Below are 21,679 nucleotides of genomic sequence, written 5' to 3'. Positions count from 1 at the left end.
CCGCGCGCCGCGGATCCACGCGCCCCGCCTGGTCGCGGTACCGCGGACGCAGGAGTCTGCCGGCCGCTCGGCCTGGGTCAGTAGCTCGGCGAGGAGACCGGGCCGTCCGTCAACGGCTGCGCGTCCTGTCCCTCCACGGACAGCTCGTAGAGCTTGCCCTCCTTGGTCGAGACGATCGGCTGCCCGTCGGCGTTCCAGCACATGGCCGTGGTGTCGGTGACCGGGCTCGGTTCGACCTGCTGCTGGGTCAGCGCGTCGTAGACCGGCGACCCGTCGGCGTAGAGCCGGTAGAGCCGCAGCGAGGCCGCGGTGGCCGGGGTGCCCAGCACCGCGAGCGAATCCTCGTTGTACCAGCCGAAGTCGGAGATGTCGTTCCAGGAGTCGACCACGGTCTCCGCGTCGGTGAGGTCGAGCGTCCCGGTGCCGTCGGGCTGGACGGCCGCCGCGCCGATCACGATCGACTCGGGGGAATCGGACGAGCCGCCGGCGCTGTAGGCGACCGCCACCCGGTCCGAGTCGGGCGCGGCGGCGACCGACTTCACCTCACCGGTGAGCCCCTCGAGCTGGACCTGGTAGTAGTTCCCGTCGCTGTAGCGGTAGACCTGGGTGACGCCGTTGCTCACCGCGGTGAACCACAGGTGGCCGGACTCGTCCCAGCTGAGCGAGGAGATGTCCTGGCCGGTGAACACCGCGTGCAGACCGCCGGTGTAGGGCACCTGGTTGACCAGATACAGGTTCTTGCCGTCCTGGCTGGTCAGCGCGAGATTGAGCCGGGTCTGCCCGGGCTGCACCGCGACGTGGCCGAACTTGGTCTTGCCCGGCCCGATCGCCACCACCTTGGGCGCGTTCGTGCCCCCGGTCGAGCTCGGGTTGAGGCTGATCAGCTCCACCTGGCCGTCCGCGGAGACCATGTAGACGTTGGGGACCTTCTCGGCCCGGCCGCCGACGCCGTAGTCGTAGCTCGCGCTGGGGGCGTTCGCCTGGCCCGACGCCGAGTCCCCGGCGTCGAGGACCCGCACCATGTTCACCTTCGTGCTGCTCAGGCCGTTGCTGAAGGTCGCCGCCAGCTGCATGGCGAACTGGTCGCAGTCCGCGTGCGGCTTGGAGCAGGGCGTCCCGGCCAGGGTCACCTGGATCGTGTCGTCGGCCTCGAACTGCACGGAGCCCTTGCGCACCGCCTTGCCCACGCCGCTGCTCGCCGCCGACCCGAGGCGGGCCGGCACGCCGAGCAGCTCCAGATCGGTGAGCTTGTTCGCGGCGACCAGATCGGTGTCGCTCGCGGGCAGGTACACCTGAGTCGGGATCAGCTTGGTGTTGTTGAGCGCCGCGTTGCCGAAGTAGATGTCCTGCAGGGCGTATTCGGAGACGAAATCGTTCTGCTGGACCACCACGCCGAAATCGTCGGGCAGATGGGATATCCGGAAGCCCTGCTTCGTCTTCGTCAGCTCGAAGGTGTACTGCATGGCGACCGCCTGCGCCTGGTACTGCTGGTTCTCGTCCAGCGTGCCGACGAGGTCCCCGGTGAAGGTCTCGGTCGCGAACGTCACGTCGTCGGAGACCGAGCCGCCCGGGTTCGCCGAACCCTGGCTGCCGTCGGCGAGCACGAGGACGTTGTCCTGGTCCTGCTTCCACTCCTGCACGGCGGAGCCGGTCAGATAGGCGTCGGTGGTGGCGAGGTTCTCCGACCCGCTGGCCGCCGACTGCAGGAAGGCGGCGACGATCGCGCTCGGCTGCTCCCCCGGGAACGGCGGCGAGGGCAGCGTGCGCACGTCCGAGCCGCCGAGGTCCGCCTGCGTCACCGGAGTGACCGGCCCGCTCGTCTGCAGGCCCACACAGCCGGCCGTGCACGCCGCCAGCGCGCCGAGCGCGGCCACCCGCAGCGGCCGTCCGAGGCCGCGCCCGGTCATCACCCGTGTTCCCCCTCGTCGTGCGCCCGCCCGGCCTCGTCGCCGGCGGTGCTGTCCTGATCCGCGGCCGGCGGGGCCGGCGGCCGCGCCTCGTCCGGCTCCGGGTCCAGGCCGGGCAGCACGAAGGTGCTCGTGGTCAGCTCCAGCCGGGAGGCCGAGCTCGCGAGCGCCGAGGGCTGCGCCGCGGTCGTGCGCACCAGCCCGCGGGTCTGCGACGAGGCCGGCGGCAGCCGGCGGTGCCGCTGATGGTGCTGCGAGTCCTCCGGCTCCAGCCGGATCGGCGAGTGCAGCAGCTCGGTGCCCACCGTGCGCGGCACGGTCAGCCGGAACTGGGTGCCCCCGCCCGGCTCGCCCCAGGCCTGCAGCCAGCCGCGGTGCAGCTTGGCGTCCTCGAGCGCGATGGACAGGCCGAGGCCCGTCCCGCCGGTGGTCCGGGCCCGGGCCGGGTCGGCCCGCCAGAACCGGTTGAACACCAGCGAGGACTCGCCGGGGCGCAGCCCCACACCGTAGTCGCGCACGCTCACCGCGACCGCGTCCTCGTCCCCCGCGACGGTGACGACCACGTCCTTGCCCTCGCCGTGCTCGATCGCGTTGACCACCAGGTTGCGCAGGATCCGGTCGATCCGGCGGGTGTCCACCTCGGCCACCGCCGGGTCCTCCGGGAAGCGGGTGACCACCCGGCTGCCCTTGCGCTCGGCCAGCGGCGCGGCCGTGTCCACCACCTTCTGGCACAGCAGCCGCAGGTCCACCGGTTCGGCGTCGAGCACCGCGGCGCCGGCGTCGAAGCGGCTGATCTCCAGCAGGTCCGCCAGCAGCTCCTCGAACCGGTCGAGCTGGGTCTGGAGCAGCTCGGCCGAGCGGGCCACGGTCGGGTCGAAGCTCTCGCGCTCGTCGTGGATCACGTCGGCGGCCATCCGCACCGTGGTCAGCGGGGTGCGCAGCTCGTGCGAGACGTCCGAGACGAACCGGCGCTGCATCCGGGAGAGCTCCTCGAGCCGCCGGATCTGGCTCTGCAGGTTCATCGCCATCTTGTTGAAGGACGTGGCCAGCGAGGCCAGGTCGTCCTCCCCGCGCACCCGCATCTGCTCGTCCAGGCGCCCGGCGGCCAGCCGCTCGGCGATGGTCGCGGCCATCCGCACCGGCACCACCACCTGCCGGGTGACGAACCAGGCGATCCCGGCCACCGCGAGCACCAGGATCAGCCCGGCCAGCGCGAGCGACTCCTCGACCAGGTTCAGCGTCTGCTGGTCCTGGGCCAGCGGGAAGGCGTAGTAGATGTCCGCGGTGGCCCCGGAGTTGACCGACACCCGCTTGGCGAAGACGACCGACGGCACGTCCTGGCCGTTCTCCTGCAGGACCGCGTACTCCTGGAAGGTCTGGTTGGCGTTGCCGGGCGCCTTGAGCTGGTTGCGCAGCGTGGTCGGCAGCGTGGACGCGTCGAAGGGGGGCAGCCCCTTCTGGAACTCGGGCGCGTTCTTGTCGGTGACCAGTTCCACCGCGACCTGGTAGAGCTGACCGCCGGCCGACCCCCGGTTGAGCTGGTTGGTCAGCGCGCGCACCTCGGAGTCGACGTTCCCGCTGCTGGTCGCGGTGCTCATGTTCGTCAGCTGGGCCTGCGCCTGGGAGAAGCCGGACTCGGCCACCCCGGCGGCCACGGTCAGCCGGGTCGACTCCAGCCCGCGGGCGACCCGGTCGGCCACGTACTCGCCGAGCCCGACGGCGACGATGACGGAGAGCACCATCGTCACCGCCACCACCCGGAACTGCAGGGAGCGGCGCCAGTGGAAGCGCACCCGGCCGGGGAAGCGCAGCGCGGCCGCGCCCCACCGGCGCAACCTCAGCGCCATGATCAGCAGTCACCCATCGCGTCGTTCCCCATCACGCATCGCGTCCGCGCTGCGCCGCTCAGGCCGGACCGGCCTTGTACCCGACACCGCGGACCGTGATGACGATCTCCGGCTTCTCCGGGTCGTGCTCGATCTTCGAGCGCAGCCGCTGGACGTGCACGTTCACCAGCCGGGTGTCGGCCGCGTGCCGGTAGCCCCAGACCTGCTCGAGCAGCACCTCGCGGGTGAAGACCTGCCACGGCTTGCGGGCGAGGGCGACCAGCAGGTCGAACTCCAGCGGGGTCAGCGCGATCGGCTCGCCGCCGCGCTTGACCGAGTGCCCGGCCACGTCGATGGTCAGGTCGCCGATAGCCAGGGTCTCCGGCTTCGGCTCGTCCGCCCGGCGCAGCCGCGCGCGCACCCGCGCCACCAGCTCCTTCGGCTTGAACGGCTTGATCACGTAGTCGTCCGCGCCGGACTCGAGCCCGACCACCACGTCCACCGTGTCGCTCTTCGCGGTCAGCATGACGATGGGCACCCCGGACTCGGCCCGGATCTGCCGGGCCACGTCGATCCCGTCCCGGCCGGGCAGCATCAGGTCCAGCAGCACGAGGTCCGGCTTGAACTCCCGGAAGGCGCTGAACGCGCGGTCCCCGTCGGCGACCGCGGCGGTCTCGAAGCCCTCGCCACGCAGGACGATGCCCAACATCTCCGCCAACGCCGTGTCGTCGTCGACGATCAGCACGCGACCCTTCATGCGGGGTTCGCTCCTTCCACACGGTTACTCGGACATCCTCGCATACAGCGACAACTTCACACCTAGTTCGCGTAGTCGACAAGGTCCCCGGGGACTCGGATCGGTCGCGATCGGCGGTCTCACTCAGTGGATTTGTCTCCACCTGGCATGACAGAATCTGCACCCTACGCGGTTGCGGGAGACACCGCGTGGAGTTCGACGAATCGCGTGCTGAGGGTGGGGAATTGCCCGAGACTCCGGGAACCGAGGCGGCCAGGCCGTGGGCCTCGCCGTCCGCCTCCGCGACGGCCGGGATCCGGGCCTCCGCCGACCCCTCGGGGCTCGCGGCGCCGGCCGCCGGCGCCGCCGCCTCGACGGACCGGGCTTCGCTGCGGCCGGCCCGGCGCCGGGAGTTCCGGCAGCGGCCCATCCCGCTTCGCCCGATGACCGTGCTGGAGCTGATCGACGGCGCGGTGGCCGCGGTGCCGAGCGTGCCCCGGTTCCTGCTGGTGCGCGCGGGCCTGGTCGTCTCCGGGTTCGGCGCCCTCGCCTTCGCGCTGACCTGGTGGGTCAACCGGGTCGTGGCCTCGGCCGTGCGGGCCCACCCGATGTGGAGCACGGTGGACTTCGACGGCCAGAACGAGTTCCACCTCGCCCCCAGCGGGAGTGAGAAATTCTGCCTGACCACCACCGAGATCCTCATCGCAGTGGTCTGCTCCGGCTTCGCCGCCACCATCGTGGCCGGCTTGTTCGCCCCGTCGGTCAAGGCGTACGTCGACGCCGAGCCGGCCGACGCGTCGGCACTGCGCGCCTTGCTGCGCGGCCGGGTCGCCCGGCTGTGGACGCTCGCGCTGATCACCTCGCTGCCGCGGATCGCCCTCGTCGCCGCGCTCGCCCTGCTCAGCCGGGCCACCGCGGTGCATCCGGGCATGGCGGCGGGGGGCTGGCTCGCGATGATCGCCATCTTCCTCGGCGTGCCCTGCTTCCTGGTCACCGCCACGACCGCGGTCGCGGCGCCGGCCTCGACGCTGGAGGGCGTCGGCGTGCGGGCGGCGCTGCGCCGGTCGCGCCGGCTGGCCCGGCAGGGCGTGGTCCGGGCGGGCTGGACCTGCCTGCTCGCGCTGTTCATCGTCGCGCTCGCGACCGCGGCGCTGGACTTCTGCGGCAGGGAGCTGCGCGAGACCTACGGTGTCGGCGGGCAGTTCGCCGGCCTGCCCGGCAGCCCCGGCTTCAGCTGGTGGCTGCTGCTCTACGCCTTGATATACCTGGTGACCCTGTTGCTGACCACGCCGTACCGGTCCGCGACGGCCGTGCTGCTGTACGTGGACCGCCGTTTCCGCCGGGAGGGACTCGACATCCGCATCGCCTGGGCGCGACTCGCGCAGAACGCACCGCGGCGGACGGGCGGAGGCCCGAACACGTGAACGCGCTGCGCGCCGACGCGCCGATGACACCCAGCCGGCAGCAGGCCCAGAAGATGGCCCAGCAGGAGCTGGCGCAGGGCAAGTACCACCTCTCGCCGTCCCCTTCGCCGTCGCCGAGCCAGGCCTCCACTCCGCCGCATCCGACGCCGACGCCCACGCCGACCCAGGCCGCGGCGCACCACGCCTCCTCCGGCACGACCACGGTGCTGGTGATCGTGCTCATCATCGTCTTCGGGGTGGCACTGCTGCTGATTCTGCGCAAGGTCGGCATGCCGCGATGGGGCCGGGACAAGGACGAGAAGAAGACCGGCGAGGAGAAGACCCCGGACAAGGCGAAGCAGAAGTCGAAGCATCCTGCGGCGCCGATCGTGATCCCGTTGACCGGGGCCGCCTTGCACCGGCACCAAGCCGAGCAGGCCGCCGGCGAAGCAGACTGGCAGGAGGCCATCCGCGAGCGCTTCCGCGCGGTCATCGCGGTGCTCGACGAACGGGGCCTGCTGCCGGAGCGCCGCGACCGCACCGCCGACGAGGCCGCCCGAGACGCCGGCCTGCTGCTGCCCGAGCACGCCGACGCGCTGCGCGAAGCCGCGCGCGCTTTCGACGAGGTCGAATACGGCGAGTACTCCGGCACGCCTGAGGGCTACGCCGTGATCAGCGGCGTCGACCAGGCCGTGAGCACCGGCGCCGCCCAGGCGGTGAGCCGATGAGCCTGCGGGGCAAGGGTTCCCGGGCCGCGCTGGTGCTGGCCGCGGCCGCGCTCGCGCTCGGCCCGAGCGCGGTGGCCCGCGCGGATTCCAGCACGCTGATCGACCCGACCAGCAACGACGCGATGCTCAATATCCTGATTCGCAACGGCGTCGAGTACGACACCGCCGAGGATGTGGACGAGGTCATCTCCTACGGGAATCCGGACGCCACCCTCGTCATCGACGGCGACGAGGTCGCGCTGGAACCGTTCGAGATCGCGGAGTTGGCCACGGGCGACTGGGGCCGGGTCGTCATCCTGACCGACGATCCGGCGGTGCTCGCGGCCTTCGCGCCCGGGGTGAGGCCGGCCGGCACGACGCACGACGCCGAGCAGAACGCGGGGCAGCTCGATCCGTCCTGCGACCAGACCGACGCGGCCACGGCCGGATCGGTCCGCGCGCCCGGCACCACCGAGTACTTCTCCATCGGCGGTGCCGACGGGACGACGGCGTCGGCGAGCCCGTCCGCCAGTCCGCCCGCCGACGACACGCCGGCGGGTTCGGACTTCGCGACCGACGTGACCGGCTGCTACGACGTCGAGGCTGATGGCGGCGGGCGCGGGGCCATGATGGTCACGGCGAACGACAGCGATACCGGTGGCGACGTCGTCGTGCTCGGCAGCACCACATTCACGGAGGACCAGTACCTGGCCGACGACGGCGACGCGGCCCTGGCGCTGTCGCTGTTCGGCGCGCACAGCGAACTGGTCTGGCTGGCCACCTCGTTCACCGAGGATCCGAACCTCGGCTGCAGCACGGCCTGCGGCGGCGACGGCCAGCCGAGCACGCAGAACCCTTACGGCAACGGCAACCCGACCGCAACCCCGGTTCCCCCTCCAGGGAGCGCGAATGCGCGCCAGGTGAACTCCCTGCTGCCGCACTGGATCTGGTGGGCGGTGCTGCAGTTGGCGATCGCGGCCGCGGCCCTGGCCTATTGGCGGGCCCGGCGGATGGGCCGGCTGGTGGGCGAGGCCCTGCCGGTGCGGGTCCGCGCGGCCGAGACGGTCGAGGGCCACGCGAATCTCTACCGCAGGGCGGCCGCGCACGGCCGCGCGGCCGCACTGCTGCGAGCAGCCACCGCCCGCCGGATCGCGCCGCTGCTCGGCCTGCCGGCCGGGCCGGCGGGCCGAGCTCCGCAGACCCTGGTGGCGCCGCTGGCGGCACGGCTGGGGCGCACACCCGAGGAGGTGCACGCCGTCCTCGCGGGCGCCGTGCCGCAGACCGAAGCAGAACTGGTGCGGCTGACCGACCAGCTCGACCGATTGGAACAGGAGGTCCGGTCGCGGTGAGCGAGTCCGGAGCCACACATGTCACGCCGGTGAGCGACGGCGTCCCCGGGATACCCCAGCAGCAGCCGGCCGCACCGCCGCAGCCGATGACGGCGCAGGCGGTCCCGCAGCAGGCGCAGCCCTACGACGCCACGCTGCCGGCCACGCCGGTCGCCCCGGCCCCTTCCGCCGAGTCGGCCGCGGCGCTCCAAGCGCTGCGCGCCGTCCGGGCGGAGGTGGCCAAGGCCGTCGTGGGCCAGGACGCCGCCGTCACCGGCATGGTGATCGCGCTGCTCTCGCAGGGGCACGTGCTGCTCGAGGGCGTGCCCGGGGTCGCCAAGACCCTCCTGGTGCGCGCGCTGTCCGCCTCGATCTCCCTGGACACCAAGCGAGTCCAGTTCACGCCGGACCTGATGCCGGGCGACATCACCGGCTCGCTGGTCTACGACGCGCGGACCGCGGAGTTCTCCTTCCGCGAGGGCCCGGTGTTCACCAACCTCCTGCTCGCGGACGAGATCAACCGCACGCCGCCGAAGACGCAGGCGGCGCTGCTCGAGGCGATGGAGGAGCGGCAGGTCTCGGCGGACGGCGAGTCCCGTCCGCTGCCCACCCCGTTCCTCGTCGCCGCTACGCAGAACCCGCTCGAGTTCGAGGGCACCTATCCGCTGCCGGAGGCGCAGCTCGACCGGTTCCTGCTCAAGCTCGTGCTCCCGCTCCCGACCCGGGACGAGGAGATCGCGGTGCTCCAGCGGCACGCCCAGGGCTTCGACCCGCGCGACCTCGCGGCGGCGGGCGTGCGCGCGGTGGCCGGCCCCGAGGAACTGGCCGTGGCCAGGGCGGCCGTGCGCAAGGTGACGGCGGCGCAGGAGGTCCTGGGCTACATCGCCGACCTGGTCCGCGCCACCCGCAGCTCGGCCGCGTTCGAGGTCGGCGTCTCGCCCCGTGGCGCGACCGCGCTGCTGCAGGCCTCGCGGGCCTGGGCGTGGCTCTCCGGCCGCGACTACGTGACCCCCGATGACGTGAAGTCGCTGGCGAAGCCGGTGATGCGGCACCGCGTCCGGCTGCGCCCGGAGATGGAGCTCGAGGGCGTCTCGGCCGACTCGGTGCTCGATTCGATCCTCGGCGCCGTGGTCGTCCCGCGGTGATCATGGGCAGCAGGCGCGGTACGGGCAAGCCGGTCCAGGCTCCGGCCACACAGGTGCCGGGGCCGGTGCTCGCGCCTACCCTCCAGCTCCAAGGCGGCGCGTGGCCGTCCACCGCCGCGCCTGTCGCCCCGACCGCGCTCCTCCCGTTGGCACCGTCGCCGGCGCTCACTCCGGCTTCCGGCACCACTGCCGAGTCCGCCCGGCACGCCGTGCGCAGCATCGTGCTCACCGGCCGGGCCGGCCTCGCAGCCGGTTGCGGCAGCGTCCTCATCGGCGCGGGCTCAGGCCTGATGCACGTGCCCGGTCTGCTGTGCATCGCGGCGTTCGAAGCGGTGCTGGGCTTCGGAATCACGCTGGACCTGATCCAGTGCGGCCGGCCGCAGGACCTCGAGTTCGAACGCACCGGCGATGTGACGGTCCGTCTGGGCGCGCAGGCGCGCACCACGCTGCTGGTGCGCAACACCGGCCGGCGCCCGCTCCAGGGCGTGCTGCGCGACGCCTGGACGCCGAGCGCCGGCAGCACCGCCGCCGCCAACGCGGGCAGCTCTGCCGCCTCGCCCCCGCCCGGGCGACTGCCGATCGAGCCGCGCCACACGCTGGACCTGGCCCCGGGAGCCGAGCAGCGGGTCGAAACCCTGCTCACCCCGACGCGACGTGGCGACCGCCACCCGGACCTGGTGACGGTCCGCACCTTCGGCCCCTTCGGCCTGGCGGGACGTCAGGTCTCGCACGAGGTCCCGTGGCGGCTGCGGGTGCTGCCGCCGTTCCACAGCCGCAGGCATCTGCCGTCGCGGCTCAGGCACCTGCGGGAGACCGACGGCGCCACATCGGTGCTGGTGCGCGGCCAGGGCAGCGAGTTCGACTCCCTGCGCGAGTACGTGATCGGCGACGACGTGCGCTCGATCGACTGGCGAGCCACCGCCCGCCGCAACGACGTCGTCGTGCGCACGTGGCGCCCGGAACGCGACCGCCATGTGGTCATCGCGCTGGACACCGGTCGCACCTCCGCCGGCCGCGTCGGCGACGAGCCGAAGCTGGACTCGGCGATCGACGCCGCACTCCTGCTCACGGCCCTCGCCACCCGGGCCGGCGACCGCGTGGATCTGCTGGCCTACGACCAGGATCTGCGCGCCTCCGTCACCGGCGCCCTCCCCGGCCGCACGCTCGCGCTCTTCAGCGACGCCATGTCCGGACTCGAACCGGCCCTCGTCGAGCTCGACGGCAGCGGCCTGACCCGCCAGCTCCTCGCGCAGGTGCGTCATCGCTCCCTGATCGTGCTGCTGACGAGTCTGGACGCCGCCGCCATCCACGAAGGCCTGCTGCCGGAGCTCAAGCAGCTGGCCCGCCGGCACACGGTGATCGTGGCCTCAGTGGCCGACCCCCGCATCGCGGAGATGGCCGCAGGCCGCGGAACGGCCAACGCGGTCTTCGCCGCGGCCTCCTCGGAGCTGGCCCTCAGCGTCCGCCGCGGCACCGCGGCCGAGCTCGACCGCATCGGCGTCGAGGTCGTCGACGCGGTGCCGGCCGAATTCGCCCCCGCGCTCGCGGACAAGTACCTGTCGCTCAAGGCGCAGGGCAAGCTCTAAGCACTGCTTCCTCTGAGCACTGCTTCGGGACAAGTCGACCGACGTGGTGCTGAGACTGACCCCGTCGTCGCTCGAGCTGGATGTGGATTGCCCTGGGAGGCCACGCTCTCGGGCCTCGATCAGACGATGTTCCCGCTCCTTGGTGCGCTGGATCCGTGCGGGGATGCGGTCTTCAATCACCGGCATGGATTGACGCTAGAACCGCGGCCACGCACCAGCGAGCCGGCTCTGTCCCGTGACAGAAAGGCTGTCAGCTGGCCGGTGACAGAAAGGTCGTCAAATGGCTGTAGGCCCCTGGACCGTTTCGGGTCCGGGAGCCTACAGCTCTACGGGTTGCGCGGCGGCGTCCTACTCTCCCACCAGGTCTCCCTGGCAGTACCATCGGCGCTGGCGGGCTTAGCTTCCGGGTTCGGGATGGGACCGGGCGTTTCCCCGCCGCCATGACCGCCGCACGTCATTCAGGTTTCCTAGCAACTACTCCCGGGCGGGAGCGGCCGGGTACCTGTGAACCGGCTAGTGGATGCGAGCAAGCAGAAGATCAAGAAAGTCTATGTTGGGGTGTGTAAGCCCTCGGCCTATTAGTACCGGTCCACTCCACACCTCACGGCGCTTCCATGTCCGGCCTATCAACCCCATGGTCTCTAGGGGGCCTTACCCACTCAAGGTGGTGGGAGGACTCATCTCGAAGCAGGCTTCCCGCTTAGATGCTTTCAGCGGTTATCCCTTCCGAACGTAGCCAACCAGCCATGCCCCTGGCGGGACAACTGGCACACCAGAGGTCCGTCCATCCCGGTCCTCTCGTACTAGGGACAGCCCTTCTCAATCCTCCAACGCGCGCAGCGGATAGGGACCGAACTGTCTCACGACGTTCTAAACCCAGCTCGCGTACCGCTTTAATGGGCGAACAGCCCAACCCTTGGGACCTACTCCAGCCCCAGGATGCGACGAGCCGACATCGAGGTGCCAAACCATGCCGTCGATATGGACTCTTGGGCAAGATCAGCCTGTTATCCCCAGGGTACCTTTTATCCGTTGAGCGACGGCGCTTCCACCAGCCACCGCCGGATCACTAGTCCCAGCTTTCGCTCCTGCTCGACCCGTCAGTCTCACAGTCAAGCCCCCTTGTGCACTTACACTCGCCACCTGATTGCCAACCAGGCTGAGGGAACCTTTGGGCGCCTCCGTTACTCTTTAGGAGGCAACCGCCCCAGTTAAACTACCCACCAGACACTGTCCCCGATCCGGATCACGGACCCGGGTTAGACACCCGAGACGGCCAGAGTGGTATTTCAACAACGACTCCACCATGGCTGGCGCCACGACTTCACAGTCTCCCACCTATCCTACACAAGCCGCCCCGGACACCAATATCAAGCTATAGTAAAGGTCCTGGGGTCTTTCCGTCCTGCTGCGCGAAACGAGCATCTTTACTCGTAGTGCAATTTCACCGGGCCTGTGGTTGAGACAGTCGGGAAGTCGTTACGCCATTCGTGCAGGTCGGAACTTACCCGACAAGGAATTTCGCTACCTTAGGATGGTTATAGTTACCACCGCCGTTTACTGGCGCTTCAGTTCACCGCTTCGCCGTGAGGCTGACGGGTCCCCTTAACGTTCCAGCACCGGGCAGGCGTCAGTCCGTATACATCGCCTTGCGGCTTCGCACGGACCTGTGTTTTTAGTAAACAGTCGCTTCCCGCTGGTCTCTGCGACCCACACCAGCTCGGAGCGCGAAGCTCGTCACCAGCACGGGTCCCCCTTCTCCCGAAGTTACGGGGGTATTTTGCCGAGTTCCTTAACCACAGTTCACCCGAACACCTCGGTATTCTCTACCTGACCACCTGTGTCGGTTTGGGGTACGGGCCGCCGTGTCCCTCGCTAGAAGCTTTTCTCGACAGCATAGGATCATCCACTTCGCCCCTACGGGCTCCCCATCACATCTCAGCCTTGATGACTGGCGGATTTGCCTACCAGCCGGCCTACCTGCTTGGCCCGGGACGACCACCGCCCGGGATGAACTACCTTCCTGCGTCACTCCATCGCTCGCCTACTACCCGATCAGGTCACCGGCCTCCACTCCCATGGCCCGAAGGCTTCCGGAAGATTCAGCGGGCTTAGTATCACGGGGCTCGGCCCTTGCGGTCCACAGCGGGTACGGGAATATCAACCCGTTGTCCATCGACTACGCCTGTCGGCCTCGCCTTAGGTCCCGACTCACCCTGGGCGGAACAGCCTGGCCCAGGAACCCTTGGTCATTCGGTGCCACCGATTCTCACGGTGGATTCGCTACTCATGCCTGCATTCTCACTCGCATGCCCTCCACGACTCCCTCACAGGGCCGCTTCACCGGACATGCGACGCTCCCCTACCCAACACCACACCTGGCCCCGGAACGACCCGGGGCGGGCTCATGGCATTGACACGACTTCGGCGGCGTACTTGAGCCCCGCTACATTGTCGGCGCGGAACCACTTGACCAGTGAGCTATTACGCACTCTTTCAAGGGTGGCTGCTTCTAAGCCAACCTCCTGGTTGTCACCGCGGTCCCACATCCTTTCCCACTTAGCACGCGCTTAGGGGCCTTAGTCGATGTTCTGGGCTGTTTCCCTCTCGACCATGGAGCTTATCCCCCACAGTCTCACTGCCACGCTCAACGTACCGGCATTCGAAGTTTGGCTGACGTCAGTAACCTGGTCGGGCCCATCGGCCATCCAGCGCCCTACCTCCGGCACGCACACGCAACGCTGCACCTAAATGCATTTCGGGGAGAACCAGCTATCACGGAGTTTGATTGGCCTTTCACCCCTAACCACAGGTCATCCCCCAGGTTTTCAACCCTGGTGGGTTCGGGCCTCCACACCGTCTTACCGGCGCTTCACCCTGCCCATGGCTAGATCACTCCGCTTCGGGTCTAGAACGCGCGACTATAAACGCCCTTATCGGACTCGCTTTCGCTACGGCTACCCCACCCGGGTTAACCTCGCCACGCGCCACTAACTCGCAGGCTCATTCTTCAAAAGGCACGCCGTCACGGCCCCACCGCTACCGGTGAGACGACGCTCCGACGGATTGTAGGCACACGGTTTCAGGAACTCTTTCACTCCCCTCCCGGGGTACTTTTCACCCTTCCCTCACGGTACTCGTGCACTATCGGTCACCAGGAAGTATTCAGCCTTACCAGGTGGTCCTGGCAGATTCACACGGGATTTCACGGGCCCCGCGCTACTCGGGAACAGCGCCACGAGCCTGCAGCATGTCGTCTACGGGACTCTCACCCACTACGGTCGGCCACTCGCATGCCGTTCGACTACACCACAGGTTTCTTACTCGTCGGATCGCCGGCAGACGATCCAGGCACGTCCCACAACCCCTCACACGCAACCCCTGCCGGGTATCACACGCACAAGGTTTAGGCTAGATCCGCTTTCGCTCGCCACTACTCACGGAATCACATGTTGTTTTCTCTTCCACCGGGTACTGAGATGTTTCACTTCCCCGGGTTCCCTCCACTCGCCCTATACATTCAGGCGAGGGTGACACCCCATGACGGGTGCCGGGTTCCCCCATTCGGACACCCCCGGATCAAAGCCCTCTCGGCGGCTCCCCGGGGCCTATCGCGGCCAGACACGTCCTTCATCGGCTCCTGGTACCAAGGCATCCACCGTGCGCCCTTAAACACTTACACACACAGAGAACAGACTTGATTCGCCGCTCAAACGCGGCGATATTCAGATGCTCGCATCCACTATCCAGTTCACAAACACCCCACCGAACCCCAGACCACCAAGGAACCCACCAGACCACAACCCCGGAAGGCTGCGCGGTATACGTCCCAGGCCTGAACCCGGACGAAGAAGACCCACCACACGCGAGGAACCCGGACCACACGATCCGGGCTCCACTGTGGCTGTCCCTTCAGGACCCAACAGTGTGCCCGCCAGGACCCCGAAGGGACCCGGCTGTCTACGATGTTTCCACCCATGAGCACCGCCACCGGACACTCGCCGGTGAAGCGGGTCTAGCCCGGCCGGCCCACTACAGGCCTACCTGGGCGAGAAGCTCCTTAGAAAGGAGGTGATCCAGCCGCACCTTCCGGTACGGCTACCTTGTTACGACTTCGTCCCAATCGCCAGTCCCACCTTCGACCACTCCCTCCCTAAAAGGGTTGGGCCATGGGCTTCGGGTGTTACCGACTTTCGTGACGTGACGGGCGGTGTGTACAAGGCCCGGGAACGTATTCACCGCAGCGTTGCTGATCTGCGATTACTAGCGACTCCGACTTCACGGGGTCGAGTTGCAGACCCCGATCCGAACTGAGACCGGCTTTACGGGATTCGCTCCACCTCACGGTATCGCAGCCCTCTGTACCGGCCATTGTAGCATGCGTGCAGCCCAGGACATAAGGGGCATGATGATTTGACGTCGTCCCCACCTTCCTCCGAGTTGACCCCGGCAGTCTCCCGCAAGTCCCCAGCCATCCGAAGATGCTGCTGGCAATACAGGACGAGGGTTGCGCTCGTTGCGGGACTTAACCCAACATCTCACGACACGAGCTGACGACAACCATGCACCACCTGTGCACGACCCCAAAGGACCCTCTATCTCTAGAGGTGCACCGTGCATGTCAAGCCCTGGTAAGGTTCTTCGCGTTGCATCGAATTAAGCCGCATGCTCCGCCGCTTGTGCGGGCCCCCGTCAATTCCTTTGAGTTTTAGCCTTGCGGCCGTACTCCCCAGGCGGGGCGCTTAATGCGTTAGCTCCGGCACGGAGACCGTGGAAACAGTCCCCACACCTAGCGCCCAACGTTTACGGCGTGGACTACCAGGGTATCTAATCCTGTTCGCTCCCCACGCTTTCGCTCCTCAGCGTCAGTAATGGCCCAGAGACCCGCCTTCGCCACCGGTGTTCCTCCTGATATCTGCGCATTCCACCGCTACACCAGGAATTCCAGTCTCCCCTGCCATACTCTAGCCCGCCCGTACCGGAAGCAGACCCACCGTTAAGCAGTGGGCTTTCACTCCCGACGCGACAGGCCGCCTACGAGCCCTTTACGCCCAATAAATCCGGACAACGCTCGCACCCTACGTATTACCGCGGCTGCTGGCACGTAGTTAGCCGGTGCTTCTTCTGCAGGTACACTCAGTCACCCTTGGTCCCTGCTGAAAGAGGTTTACAACCCGAAGGCCGTCATCCCTCACGCGGCGTCGCTGCGTCAGGCTTCCGCCCATTGCGCAATATTCCCCACTGCTGCCTCCCGCAGGAGTCTGGGCCGTGTCTCAGTCCCAGTGTGGCCGGTCGCCCTCTCAGGCCGGCTACCCGTCACCGCCTTGGTAGGCCATCACCCCACCAACAAGCTGATAGGCCGCGGGCCCATCCTCCACCGAAAAACTTTCCACCCAAGGCCATGCGACCCCAGGTCATATCCGGTATTAGCCCCGGTTTCCCGGAGTTATCCCAGAGTGGAGGGCAGGTTGCCCACGTGTTACTCACCCGTTCGCCACTAATCCCCGGCCGAAACCGGATCATCGTTCGACTTGCATGTGTTAAGCACGCCGCCAGCGTTCGTCCTGAGCCAGGATCAAACTCTCCAAAAAAGAATTCAATGACCTGGCTAAACATCCCGACGGGGGTCGGGATATACTAGCCAATTCAAAACTATTGGCATCGTAAACAAATGACACACTGTTGAGTTCTCAAGAAACAGACACACTCGCCGTTCGCTGACTTGCGTCAGTATCGCCGACCGGTGTTTCCGCTTTCCGCGTTGTTTTCGCTGCGGTAACTCTACCACAACTTGATCTTGGCTCTTGCGCTCCGCTCGCTTCGGCCCTAAGCTGTTGCTTTTGGACCTCGGCGCCGCGTCCCGCTTGACCGCAACCCTTCCACCTTAGCCATCCGACTCTCTCGAGTCAAGCGGCCCGAGCTTCAGACCTTCCGGCCTGTCGTTCGCGGCGATGTTTGAAAGTATGCACCACGGGGGACCGATCTGGCTAATCGGCAGGTGATGCGGCGTCAGTTCGACTGCGGCGCGGGCGTACCCGGATCGGGTCAGGCGACCGCCGGGACCTCGGCGACCTGGTCGATCACGCTGACGTCCCCGATCTCGCCGTTGCGAAAGGCCCGCCGGCCGGCGATGAAAACATACGAAAGGAAGCCGAGCTCGGCCAGCGCGCCCACCCCGATGCGGGCCGCGGTCGGCAGCCCGGAGGGCGTCACGAACGCCTCGATCAGGCCCGAGCAGCCGAGCGTCAGCACCAGGCCGATCGCGATGACGCCGGCGATCCGGCCCTCCTGCTGCAGCGCGGCCACCCGGGATCGCGCGCCCGGCGCGATGATGGTCCAGCCGAGCTTGAGCCCCACCCCCGCGGCCACGAACACGGACGTCAGCTCCAGCATGCCGTGCGGCAGGATCAGCGAGAAGAAAACGTCACCGCGTCCGGCGTCGACCATGAACGCGCCGTCGACCGAGACGCTCGCGCAGTTGGCCAGCAGCACCGGCAGTACCGGCAGCCCGAGCAGGATGCCGGAGAACAGGCACTCCCAGCTGATGAAGAAGTTGTTCGTCCACACGTGGAAGGCGAAGTCCTTGGCCGGCGCGGACCGGTAGTAGGTCTCGAACGCTCCGCCCGGCTCGGTCAGCTGACGCACGTCGTCGGGCATCGCCAGCTGGTTGCGCGCGCTCGGGTCGTGGGCCAGCCAGACGCCGATCGCCAGGATGACGACCAGTGAGATCAACGTGGTCAGACCCCACCACCAGCGGGCCCGGTAGAGCGCGGCCGGGAGCTTCGTGGTGAAGAAGTCCCCTACGACCGCCCAGCGCGCCACCCGCGGCGCGGTCAACGCGGCGCGGGACGCGGCGAGCGTGCCGGACAGGCGCCCGACCATCTCCGCGTCCGGCAGCTGCGAGCGGACCAGGGACAGGTCGCGCGCGGTGGCCTGATGCAACGCCAGCAGCTCGTCGGCTTCGCCCACGGTCAGCCGGCGCTGCCGGGTCAGCCGGCTGAGCCGGTTCCATTTCGGAGCGTTGCGCGCCACGAACGCGTCGATGTCCACGCGCACACGCTATCGGCGCAGCGCTGTTCCGAGCCAGGGTGTCGGTGCCGTAGTTTGGTCCCCACCTGAATCGAGTGGCAAGGGTGGGGATCCGCGTGTCCGAACTGGTGGTTGCCGAAGGCGTCGCCCTCGAGCTGCGCCCCGCCCGGCTGGCGGGCCGGGCCATGGCGCTGCTGCTCGACGCGGTGCTGATGCTGGTCGTCTACGTGGTCTGCGTCATCGTCTGCTCGGCCGTGCTGGCCGGCGCGTCGGCGGACACCACGTCGGCGATGCGGATCGTCGTCTTCATCGTGGTCGTCGTCGGCTACCCGCTCTTCAACGAGACGGTGAGCTCCGGCCGCTCGGTCGGCAAGCTCGCCGCCGGGCTGCGCGTGGTCCGGCTGGACGGCGGCCCTGAGCGCTTCCGGCACGCCCTGGTGCGCGCGCTGACCCTGCTGTTCGCGGACATCGGCCTGCCGCTCAGCCTGGGCAACGCACTGGTCAGCGGCCTTCCCGACATCGTGCTCTTCGGCCTGCCCGGTGCGGCCGCGGTGGCCTGCTCCCGGCAGGGGCGGCGGATCGGCGATCTGCTGGCCGGCACCATCGTCGTGCGCGAACGCACCGAGGGCGGCGCCGGCACGCTGCCGATGCCGCCCAATCCGGCGCTGAGCATGTGGGCCGCCGGGGCCCGGGTGCAGGACGTGCCGCCGGGCCTGATCCTCGCGGCCCGGCAGCTGATCTCCCGCGTGTTCGAACTCGACCGCGCCGCGGCCGCGGAGCTGACCGACCAGCTCTCCCGCCAGGTGGCCGGCTACGTCACGCCCGCTCCGCCGCCGGGGGTCGCGCCGTACCAGTACCTGGTCGCGGTGACGGCGGAGCGGTATCGCAGGGAGCTGCTCAGTAACGGTAAGAGTCCGGCTTATACGGACCGTCGGCCGGGATTCCGAGGTAGGCGGCCTGGCGCTCGGTCAGCTTGGTCAGCCTGACCCCGAGCGCGTCCAGGTGCAGCCGGGCGACGTGCTCGTCGAGCTGCTTGGGCAGGGTGTAGACCCCGACCGGGTAGTTGTCCGGCTTCGTGAACAGCTCGATCTGCGCCAGCACCTGGTTGGCGAACGAGTTCGACATCACGAACGAGGGGTGCCCGGTCGCGTTGCCCAGGTTCAGCAGCCGCCCCTCGGACAGGATGATCACGTTGTGGCCGTCCGTGAACTCCCACGTGTGCACCTGCGGCTTGACCTCGGTGCGCACGATCCCGGGGATGCGGCCGAGCCCGGCCATGTCGATCTCGTTGTCGAAGTGCCCGATGTTGCCCACGATCGCCTGGTGCTTCATCCGGGCCATGTGCTCGGCCATGATGATGTCCCGGTTGCCGGTGCAGGTGACGAAGATGTCGCCGATCTCGACGACGTCCTCGAGCGTGGCCACCTGGTAGCCGTCCATCGCCGCCTGCAGCGCGCAGATCGGGTCGATCTCGGTGACGATCACCCGGGCGCCCTGGCCGCGCAGCGACTCGGCGCAGCCCTTGCCGACGTCGCCGTACCCGCACACGACCGCGACCTTGCCGCCGATCAGCACGTCGGTGGCGCGGTTGATCCCGTCGATCAGGGAGTGGCGGCAGCCGTACTTGTTGTCGAACTTGGACTTGGTCACCGCGTCGTTCACGTTGATCGCCGGGAAGCGCAGGCTGCCGGCCCGGGCCATCTCGTAGAGCCGGTGCACGCCGGTGGTGGTCTCCTCGGTGACGCCGCGGATGGACTCGGCCACCCGCGTCCACTTGCGCGGGTCGGCGGCGAAGGAGGCGCGCAGCGTCTCGAGGATCACCCGCCACTCGTCCGAGTCCTCTTCGCGCGGCGCCGGGATCAGGCCGGCCGCCTCGTACTCGGCGCCCTTGTGCACGAACAGCGTCGCGTCCCCGCCGTCGTCCAGGATCATGTTCGGGCCCTCGCCGTCCGGCCAGGTCAGCGCCTGCTCGGTGCACCACCAGTACTCTTCCAGGCTCTCGCCCTTCCAGGCGAAGACCGGCACGCCGGACGGGTTCTCGGCGGTACCCTCGGGGCCGACCGCGATCGCCGCGGCGGCGTGGTCCTGGGTGGAGAAGATGTTGCACGAGGCCCAGCGGACCTGGGCGCCGAGGGCGACCAGCGTCTCGATCAGCACCGCGGTCTGCACGGTCATGTGCAGCGAACCGGTGACCCGGGCCCCGGCCAGCGGCCGCTCCTGGGCATACTCCCGGCGCACCGCCATCAGGCCCGGCATCTCATGCTCGGCCAGGGTGATCTCCTTGCGGCCGAACTCGGCCAGCGAGAGATCCCGCACCTTGAAATCGGACAACACGCCAAGCTGGGTCATCGCGACCGTTCCTCCACGGAAGTAGGCAGGGCACTACGCAGAGCGAGTCTAATCTCCCTGGTGACGCCGCGTCAGCCGGAAGGGGGGAGCTGGGAAATCATTCACTCCACAGCGCGGCGGTGTCCGCCTCCGCCTGGGTGTAGGCGGCGTGGGAGTCCTGCAGCAGCACGGCGATGTGCGAGAGCACGGAGTTGAGGTCGTCGGCGGCCTTCACCCAGACCTGGTGCTGGTACTGGAAGCTCTCGGACGCGTCACCGCTCCAGTTGGCGACGATCGGGGCCAGCATCCGGTAGAGGTCGTCGAGTTCGACTTGGACAGCCCGGTTCGCCGCGCCGACCGCGGCCGCCGCGTCCTGCATGTCGCCGAAGCCGACGTGCACCGTTCCGCTCGCCATGTCCTGGCCCCCAGGATCCGCGGGCGCCCCCGATGGCGTCCCGCCTAGAATTCTAACGCAATCGTGTCCTGATTCGACCACGTGTTACCGCATCGTTGGGGCCGCGCGCGACCCGGTCCCGGCCGGCTCACTGGGCGGTGCGCACGCGGTATTCCTCGATGGATCGCCCCTGGTCCGGGCCCGCCTGCACGGCCGCGGCGAGGTAGCAGCCGGCGAAGTCGGCCAACGCGATCAGGTACGCCGCCCGCTCGAGCGGACGCGGCTGTTGCGCCGTCACCGTGGTCAGCGGAAGGCCGTGGTCGGTCAGCATCGCCTCCACCACCGAGGTGCGCGGATCCACGCCCTCCTCGGCCAGCAGCACGAACGCGGGGTTCGCGCCCCCGCCGCGGGGACCGTCGACGTCCGGGTCGTAGAAGAGGTCTGCCGTGTCCGCCGCGGCCGGGCCGTCGAGCAGGCCGAGCTGGCCGCGCCCGAGGTCGGGCAGCGCGGCGTGCAGCACCGGTCGCCCGGCCCGCAGCGCGGCGAGGTCGGCCAGCCGGTTGGCCGCGACCATGGCCACCAGGCCGCCGGCCCAGACCGCCACCGGATGCTCGGCGCAGCGCAGCGCGATCTCCTTGGCGGGGTTGACGAAGGTCTCCTGGCTCGGCCGGAAGCGCACCGCGGCGTCGTCCGCGGCGGCCGCGGCGGCCTCGTACGACTGCGCGGGCAGCACCCCGGCGGCCTCGAGCACCAGCAGCACCGGGACCGCCACCGACCAGAGCCGGGCCCAGACCGGCGCCGCCTCGTCCGCCATCGGCAGCAGCGCGGCGCGGCTGTCCGCGGCGAGCCGGCCGATCGGCGAGGCGGGCGGGGCCACCACGACGCAGCGGCAGCCCCGGCGCACGGCCTCGGTCAGCGCGGCGGCGATCTCCGGGGAGCGGCCGGTGGTGGAGGCCACCACGACCAGGTCGAGCGACCCTATCCAGCCGGGCAGCGAGGGCCCGGGCACGGACTGGATCGGCACGTTCGCGCCGGGGCCGGCGACCGCGGCCACCAGCCCGGCCACGGTCGCCCCGGTGCCGTAGCCGAGCAGCACCAGGGCCCGCGGACGGCCCTCCGCGGCGAGCGCGCGCAGCGCCTCGTCGGCGGCCGGGTCCAGCTCGCGCAGCGCCGCCGCGCGCCGGATCCGGGCCCCGCCCATCGCGACCAGGCGCAGCGTGCCGCCGTGGTCGGCCTGCTCCACCAGCCGCGGGTCGCCCAGCAGCTCCTCGGGGTCGGCGCTCACCGTGC

Annotated in this window: 13 protein-coding genes and 3 rRNA genes; 6 read left to right on the top strand and 10 right to left on the bottom strand. The window is 69.1% G+C overall.

Features of this window, described 5'->3' with window-relative positions; translation table 11 throughout:
- Window positions 1-77: 77 nt before the first annotated feature.
- Genes ACTRO_RS27215 through mtrA form a run of 3 tightly spaced genes read right to left on the bottom strand, consistent with a single transcriptional unit; the run spans window position 78 to window position 4,490 of the window.
- The gene (locus ACTRO_RS27215) at window positions 78-1,907 is read right to left on the bottom strand and encodes an LpqB family beta-propeller domain-containing protein (RefSeq protein WP_034267550.1); all 1,830 of its coding nucleotides are present in this window, start codon (window positions 1,905-1,907) and stop codon (window positions 78-80) included.
- Complete coding sequence (gene mtrB / locus ACTRO_RS27210; RefSeq protein WP_063628080.1) at window positions 1,907-3,754, bottom strand: MtrAB system histidine kinase MtrB; 1,848 nt, start codon at window positions 3,752-3,754, stop codon at window positions 1,907-1,909. Before mtrB ends, ACTRO_RS27215 begins: the two co-directional genes overlap by 1 nt.
- 58 nt (window positions 3,755-3,812) lie before the next feature.
- Complete coding sequence (gene mtrA / locus ACTRO_RS27205) at window positions 3,813-4,490, bottom strand: MtrAB system response regulator MtrA (protein ID WP_034267548.1); 678 nt, start codon at window positions 4,488-4,490, stop codon at window positions 3,813-3,815.
- Window positions 4,491-4,678: 188 nt separating this feature from the next.
- Between mtrA and ACTRO_RS27200 the strand changes: the two genes are divergently transcribed.
- The 5 genes from ACTRO_RS27200 to ACTRO_RS27180 all read left to right on the top strand — a co-directional run bounded on the left by ACTRO_RS27200 (window position 4,679) and on the right by ACTRO_RS27180 (window position 10,638).
- Window positions 4,679-5,893, top strand: coding sequence for a hypothetical protein (locus ACTRO_RS27200; protein ID WP_157436472.1), 1,215 nt, complete (start codon window positions 4,679-4,681; stop codon window positions 5,891-5,893).
- On the top strand, window positions 5,890-6,600 hold the full coding sequence (locus ACTRO_RS43965) for a DUF4129 domain-containing protein (RefSeq protein ID WP_051451466.1): 711 nt from the start codon (window positions 5,890-5,892) through the stop codon (window positions 6,598-6,600). The genes ACTRO_RS27200 and ACTRO_RS43965 overlap by 4 nt, the downstream gene beginning before the upstream one ends.
- Complete coding sequence (locus ACTRO_RS43960; protein WP_051451465.1) at window positions 6,597-7,928, top strand: DUF4350 domain-containing protein; 1,332 nt, start codon at window positions 6,597-6,599, stop codon at window positions 7,926-7,928. The genes ACTRO_RS43965 and ACTRO_RS43960 overlap by 4 nt, the downstream gene beginning before the upstream one ends.
- An 86-nt stretch (window positions 7,929-8,014) precedes the next feature.
- Entirely contained in the window at window positions 8,015-9,052 is a 1,038-nt protein-coding gene (locus ACTRO_RS27185; protein WP_051452510.1) for an AAA family ATPase, read from the top strand.
- Between the two features lie 218 nt (window positions 9,053-9,270).
- Window positions 9,271-10,638, top strand: coding sequence for a DUF58 domain-containing protein (locus tag ACTRO_RS27180; protein WP_034276973.1), 1,368 nt, complete (start codon window positions 9,271-9,273; stop codon window positions 10,636-10,638).
- A 335-nt stretch (window positions 10,639-10,973) separates the two neighbouring features.
- On the opposite strand, the gene rrf is transcribed toward ACTRO_RS27180, so the two are convergent.
- The 4 genes from rrf to ACTRO_RS27160 all read right to left on the bottom strand — a co-directional run bounded on the left by rrf (window position 10,974) and on the right by ACTRO_RS27160 (window position 17,688).
- Window positions 10,974-11,090 (bottom strand): 5S ribosomal RNA (gene rrf, locus ACTRO_RS27175).
- Window positions 11,091-11,196: 106 nt separating this feature from the next.
- Window positions 11,197-14,320 (bottom strand): 23S ribosomal RNA (locus ACTRO_RS27170).
- A 382-nt stretch (window positions 14,321-14,702) separates the two neighbouring features.
- Window positions 14,703-16,229 (bottom strand): 16S ribosomal RNA (locus ACTRO_RS27165).
- The 16S, 23S and 5S rRNA genes sit together here, the layout of an rRNA operon.
- A gap of 454 nt (window positions 16,230-16,683) precedes the next feature.
- Window positions 16,684-17,688 (bottom strand): stage II sporulation protein M, encoded by a 1,005-nt coding sequence (locus ACTRO_RS27160; RefSeq protein WP_034276970.1) that lies wholly within the window; start codon window positions 17,686-17,688, stop codon window positions 16,684-16,686.
- A 95-nt stretch (window positions 17,689-17,783) separates the two neighbouring features.
- Here ACTRO_RS27160 and ACTRO_RS27155 point away from each other — a divergent pair, with 95 nt between their 5' ends.
- A complete protein-coding gene (locus tag ACTRO_RS27155) occupies window positions 17,784-18,653 on the top strand; it encodes an RDD family protein (protein WP_157436471.1) in 870 nt (289 codons plus the stop codon).
- Here ACTRO_RS27155 and ahcY read toward each other — a convergent pair.
- The 3 genes from ahcY to ACTRO_RS27140 form a co-directional block, all read right to left on the bottom strand.
- Entirely contained in the window at window positions 18,565-20,016 is a 1,452-nt protein-coding gene (ahcY, locus tag ACTRO_RS27150; RefSeq protein WP_034267542.1) for an adenosylhomocysteinase, read from the bottom strand. The genes ACTRO_RS27155 and ahcY overlap by 89 nt on opposite strands.
- 97 nt (window positions 20,017-20,113) lie before the next feature.
- On the bottom strand, window positions 20,114-20,410 hold the full coding sequence (locus ACTRO_RS27145; RefSeq protein WP_051451463.1) for a WXG100 family type VII secretion target: 297 nt from the start codon (window positions 20,408-20,410) through the stop codon (window positions 20,114-20,116).
- A gap of 127 nt (window positions 20,411-20,537) precedes the next feature.
- A complete protein-coding gene (locus ACTRO_RS27140; RefSeq protein ID WP_051451462.1) occupies window positions 20,538-21,674 on the bottom strand; it encodes an SIS domain-containing protein in 1,137 nt (378 codons plus the stop codon).
- Window positions 21,675-21,679 lie beyond the last annotated feature (5 nt).

It is taken from the genome of Actinospica robiniae DSM 44927, from assembly GCF_000504285.1.
GTDB classification, from domain to species: Bacteria; Actinomycetota; Actinomycetes; order Streptomycetales; family Catenulisporaceae; genus Actinospica; species Actinospica robiniae.
This window is presented reverse-complemented; position numbering and strand designations above follow the sequence as displayed.

Bases quoted from the DNA above. Each gene is read 5' to 3' on its own strand.
- mtrB (WP_063628080.1), bottom strand. From the start codon at position 3,754: ATGGCGCTGAGGTTGCGCCGGTGGGGCGCGGCCGCGCTGCGCTTCCCC.
- ACTRO_RS27145 (WP_051451463.1), bottom strand. From the start codon at position 20,410: ATGGCGAGCGGAACGGTGCACGTCGGCTTCGGCGACATGCAGGACGCG.
- ACTRO_RS27185 (WP_051452510.1), top strand. From the start codon at position 8,015: ATGACGGCGCAGGCGGTCCCGCAGCAGGCGCAGCCCTACGACGCCACG.
- ahcY (WP_034267542.1), bottom strand. From the start codon at position 20,016: ATGACCCAGCTTGGCGTGTTGTCCGATTTCAAGGTGCGGGATCTCTCG.
- ACTRO_RS27215 (WP_034267550.1), bottom strand. From the start codon at position 1,907: ATGACCGGGCGCGGCCTCGGACGGCCGCTGCGGGTGGCCGCGCTCGGC.
- ACTRO_RS43960 (WP_051451465.1), top strand. From the start codon at position 6,597: ATGAGCCTGCGGGGCAAGGGTTCCCGGGCCGCGCTGGTGCTGGCCGCG.
- mtrA (WP_034267548.1), bottom strand. From the start codon at position 4,490: ATGAAGGGTCGCGTGCTGATCGTCGACGACGACACGGCGTTGGCGGAG.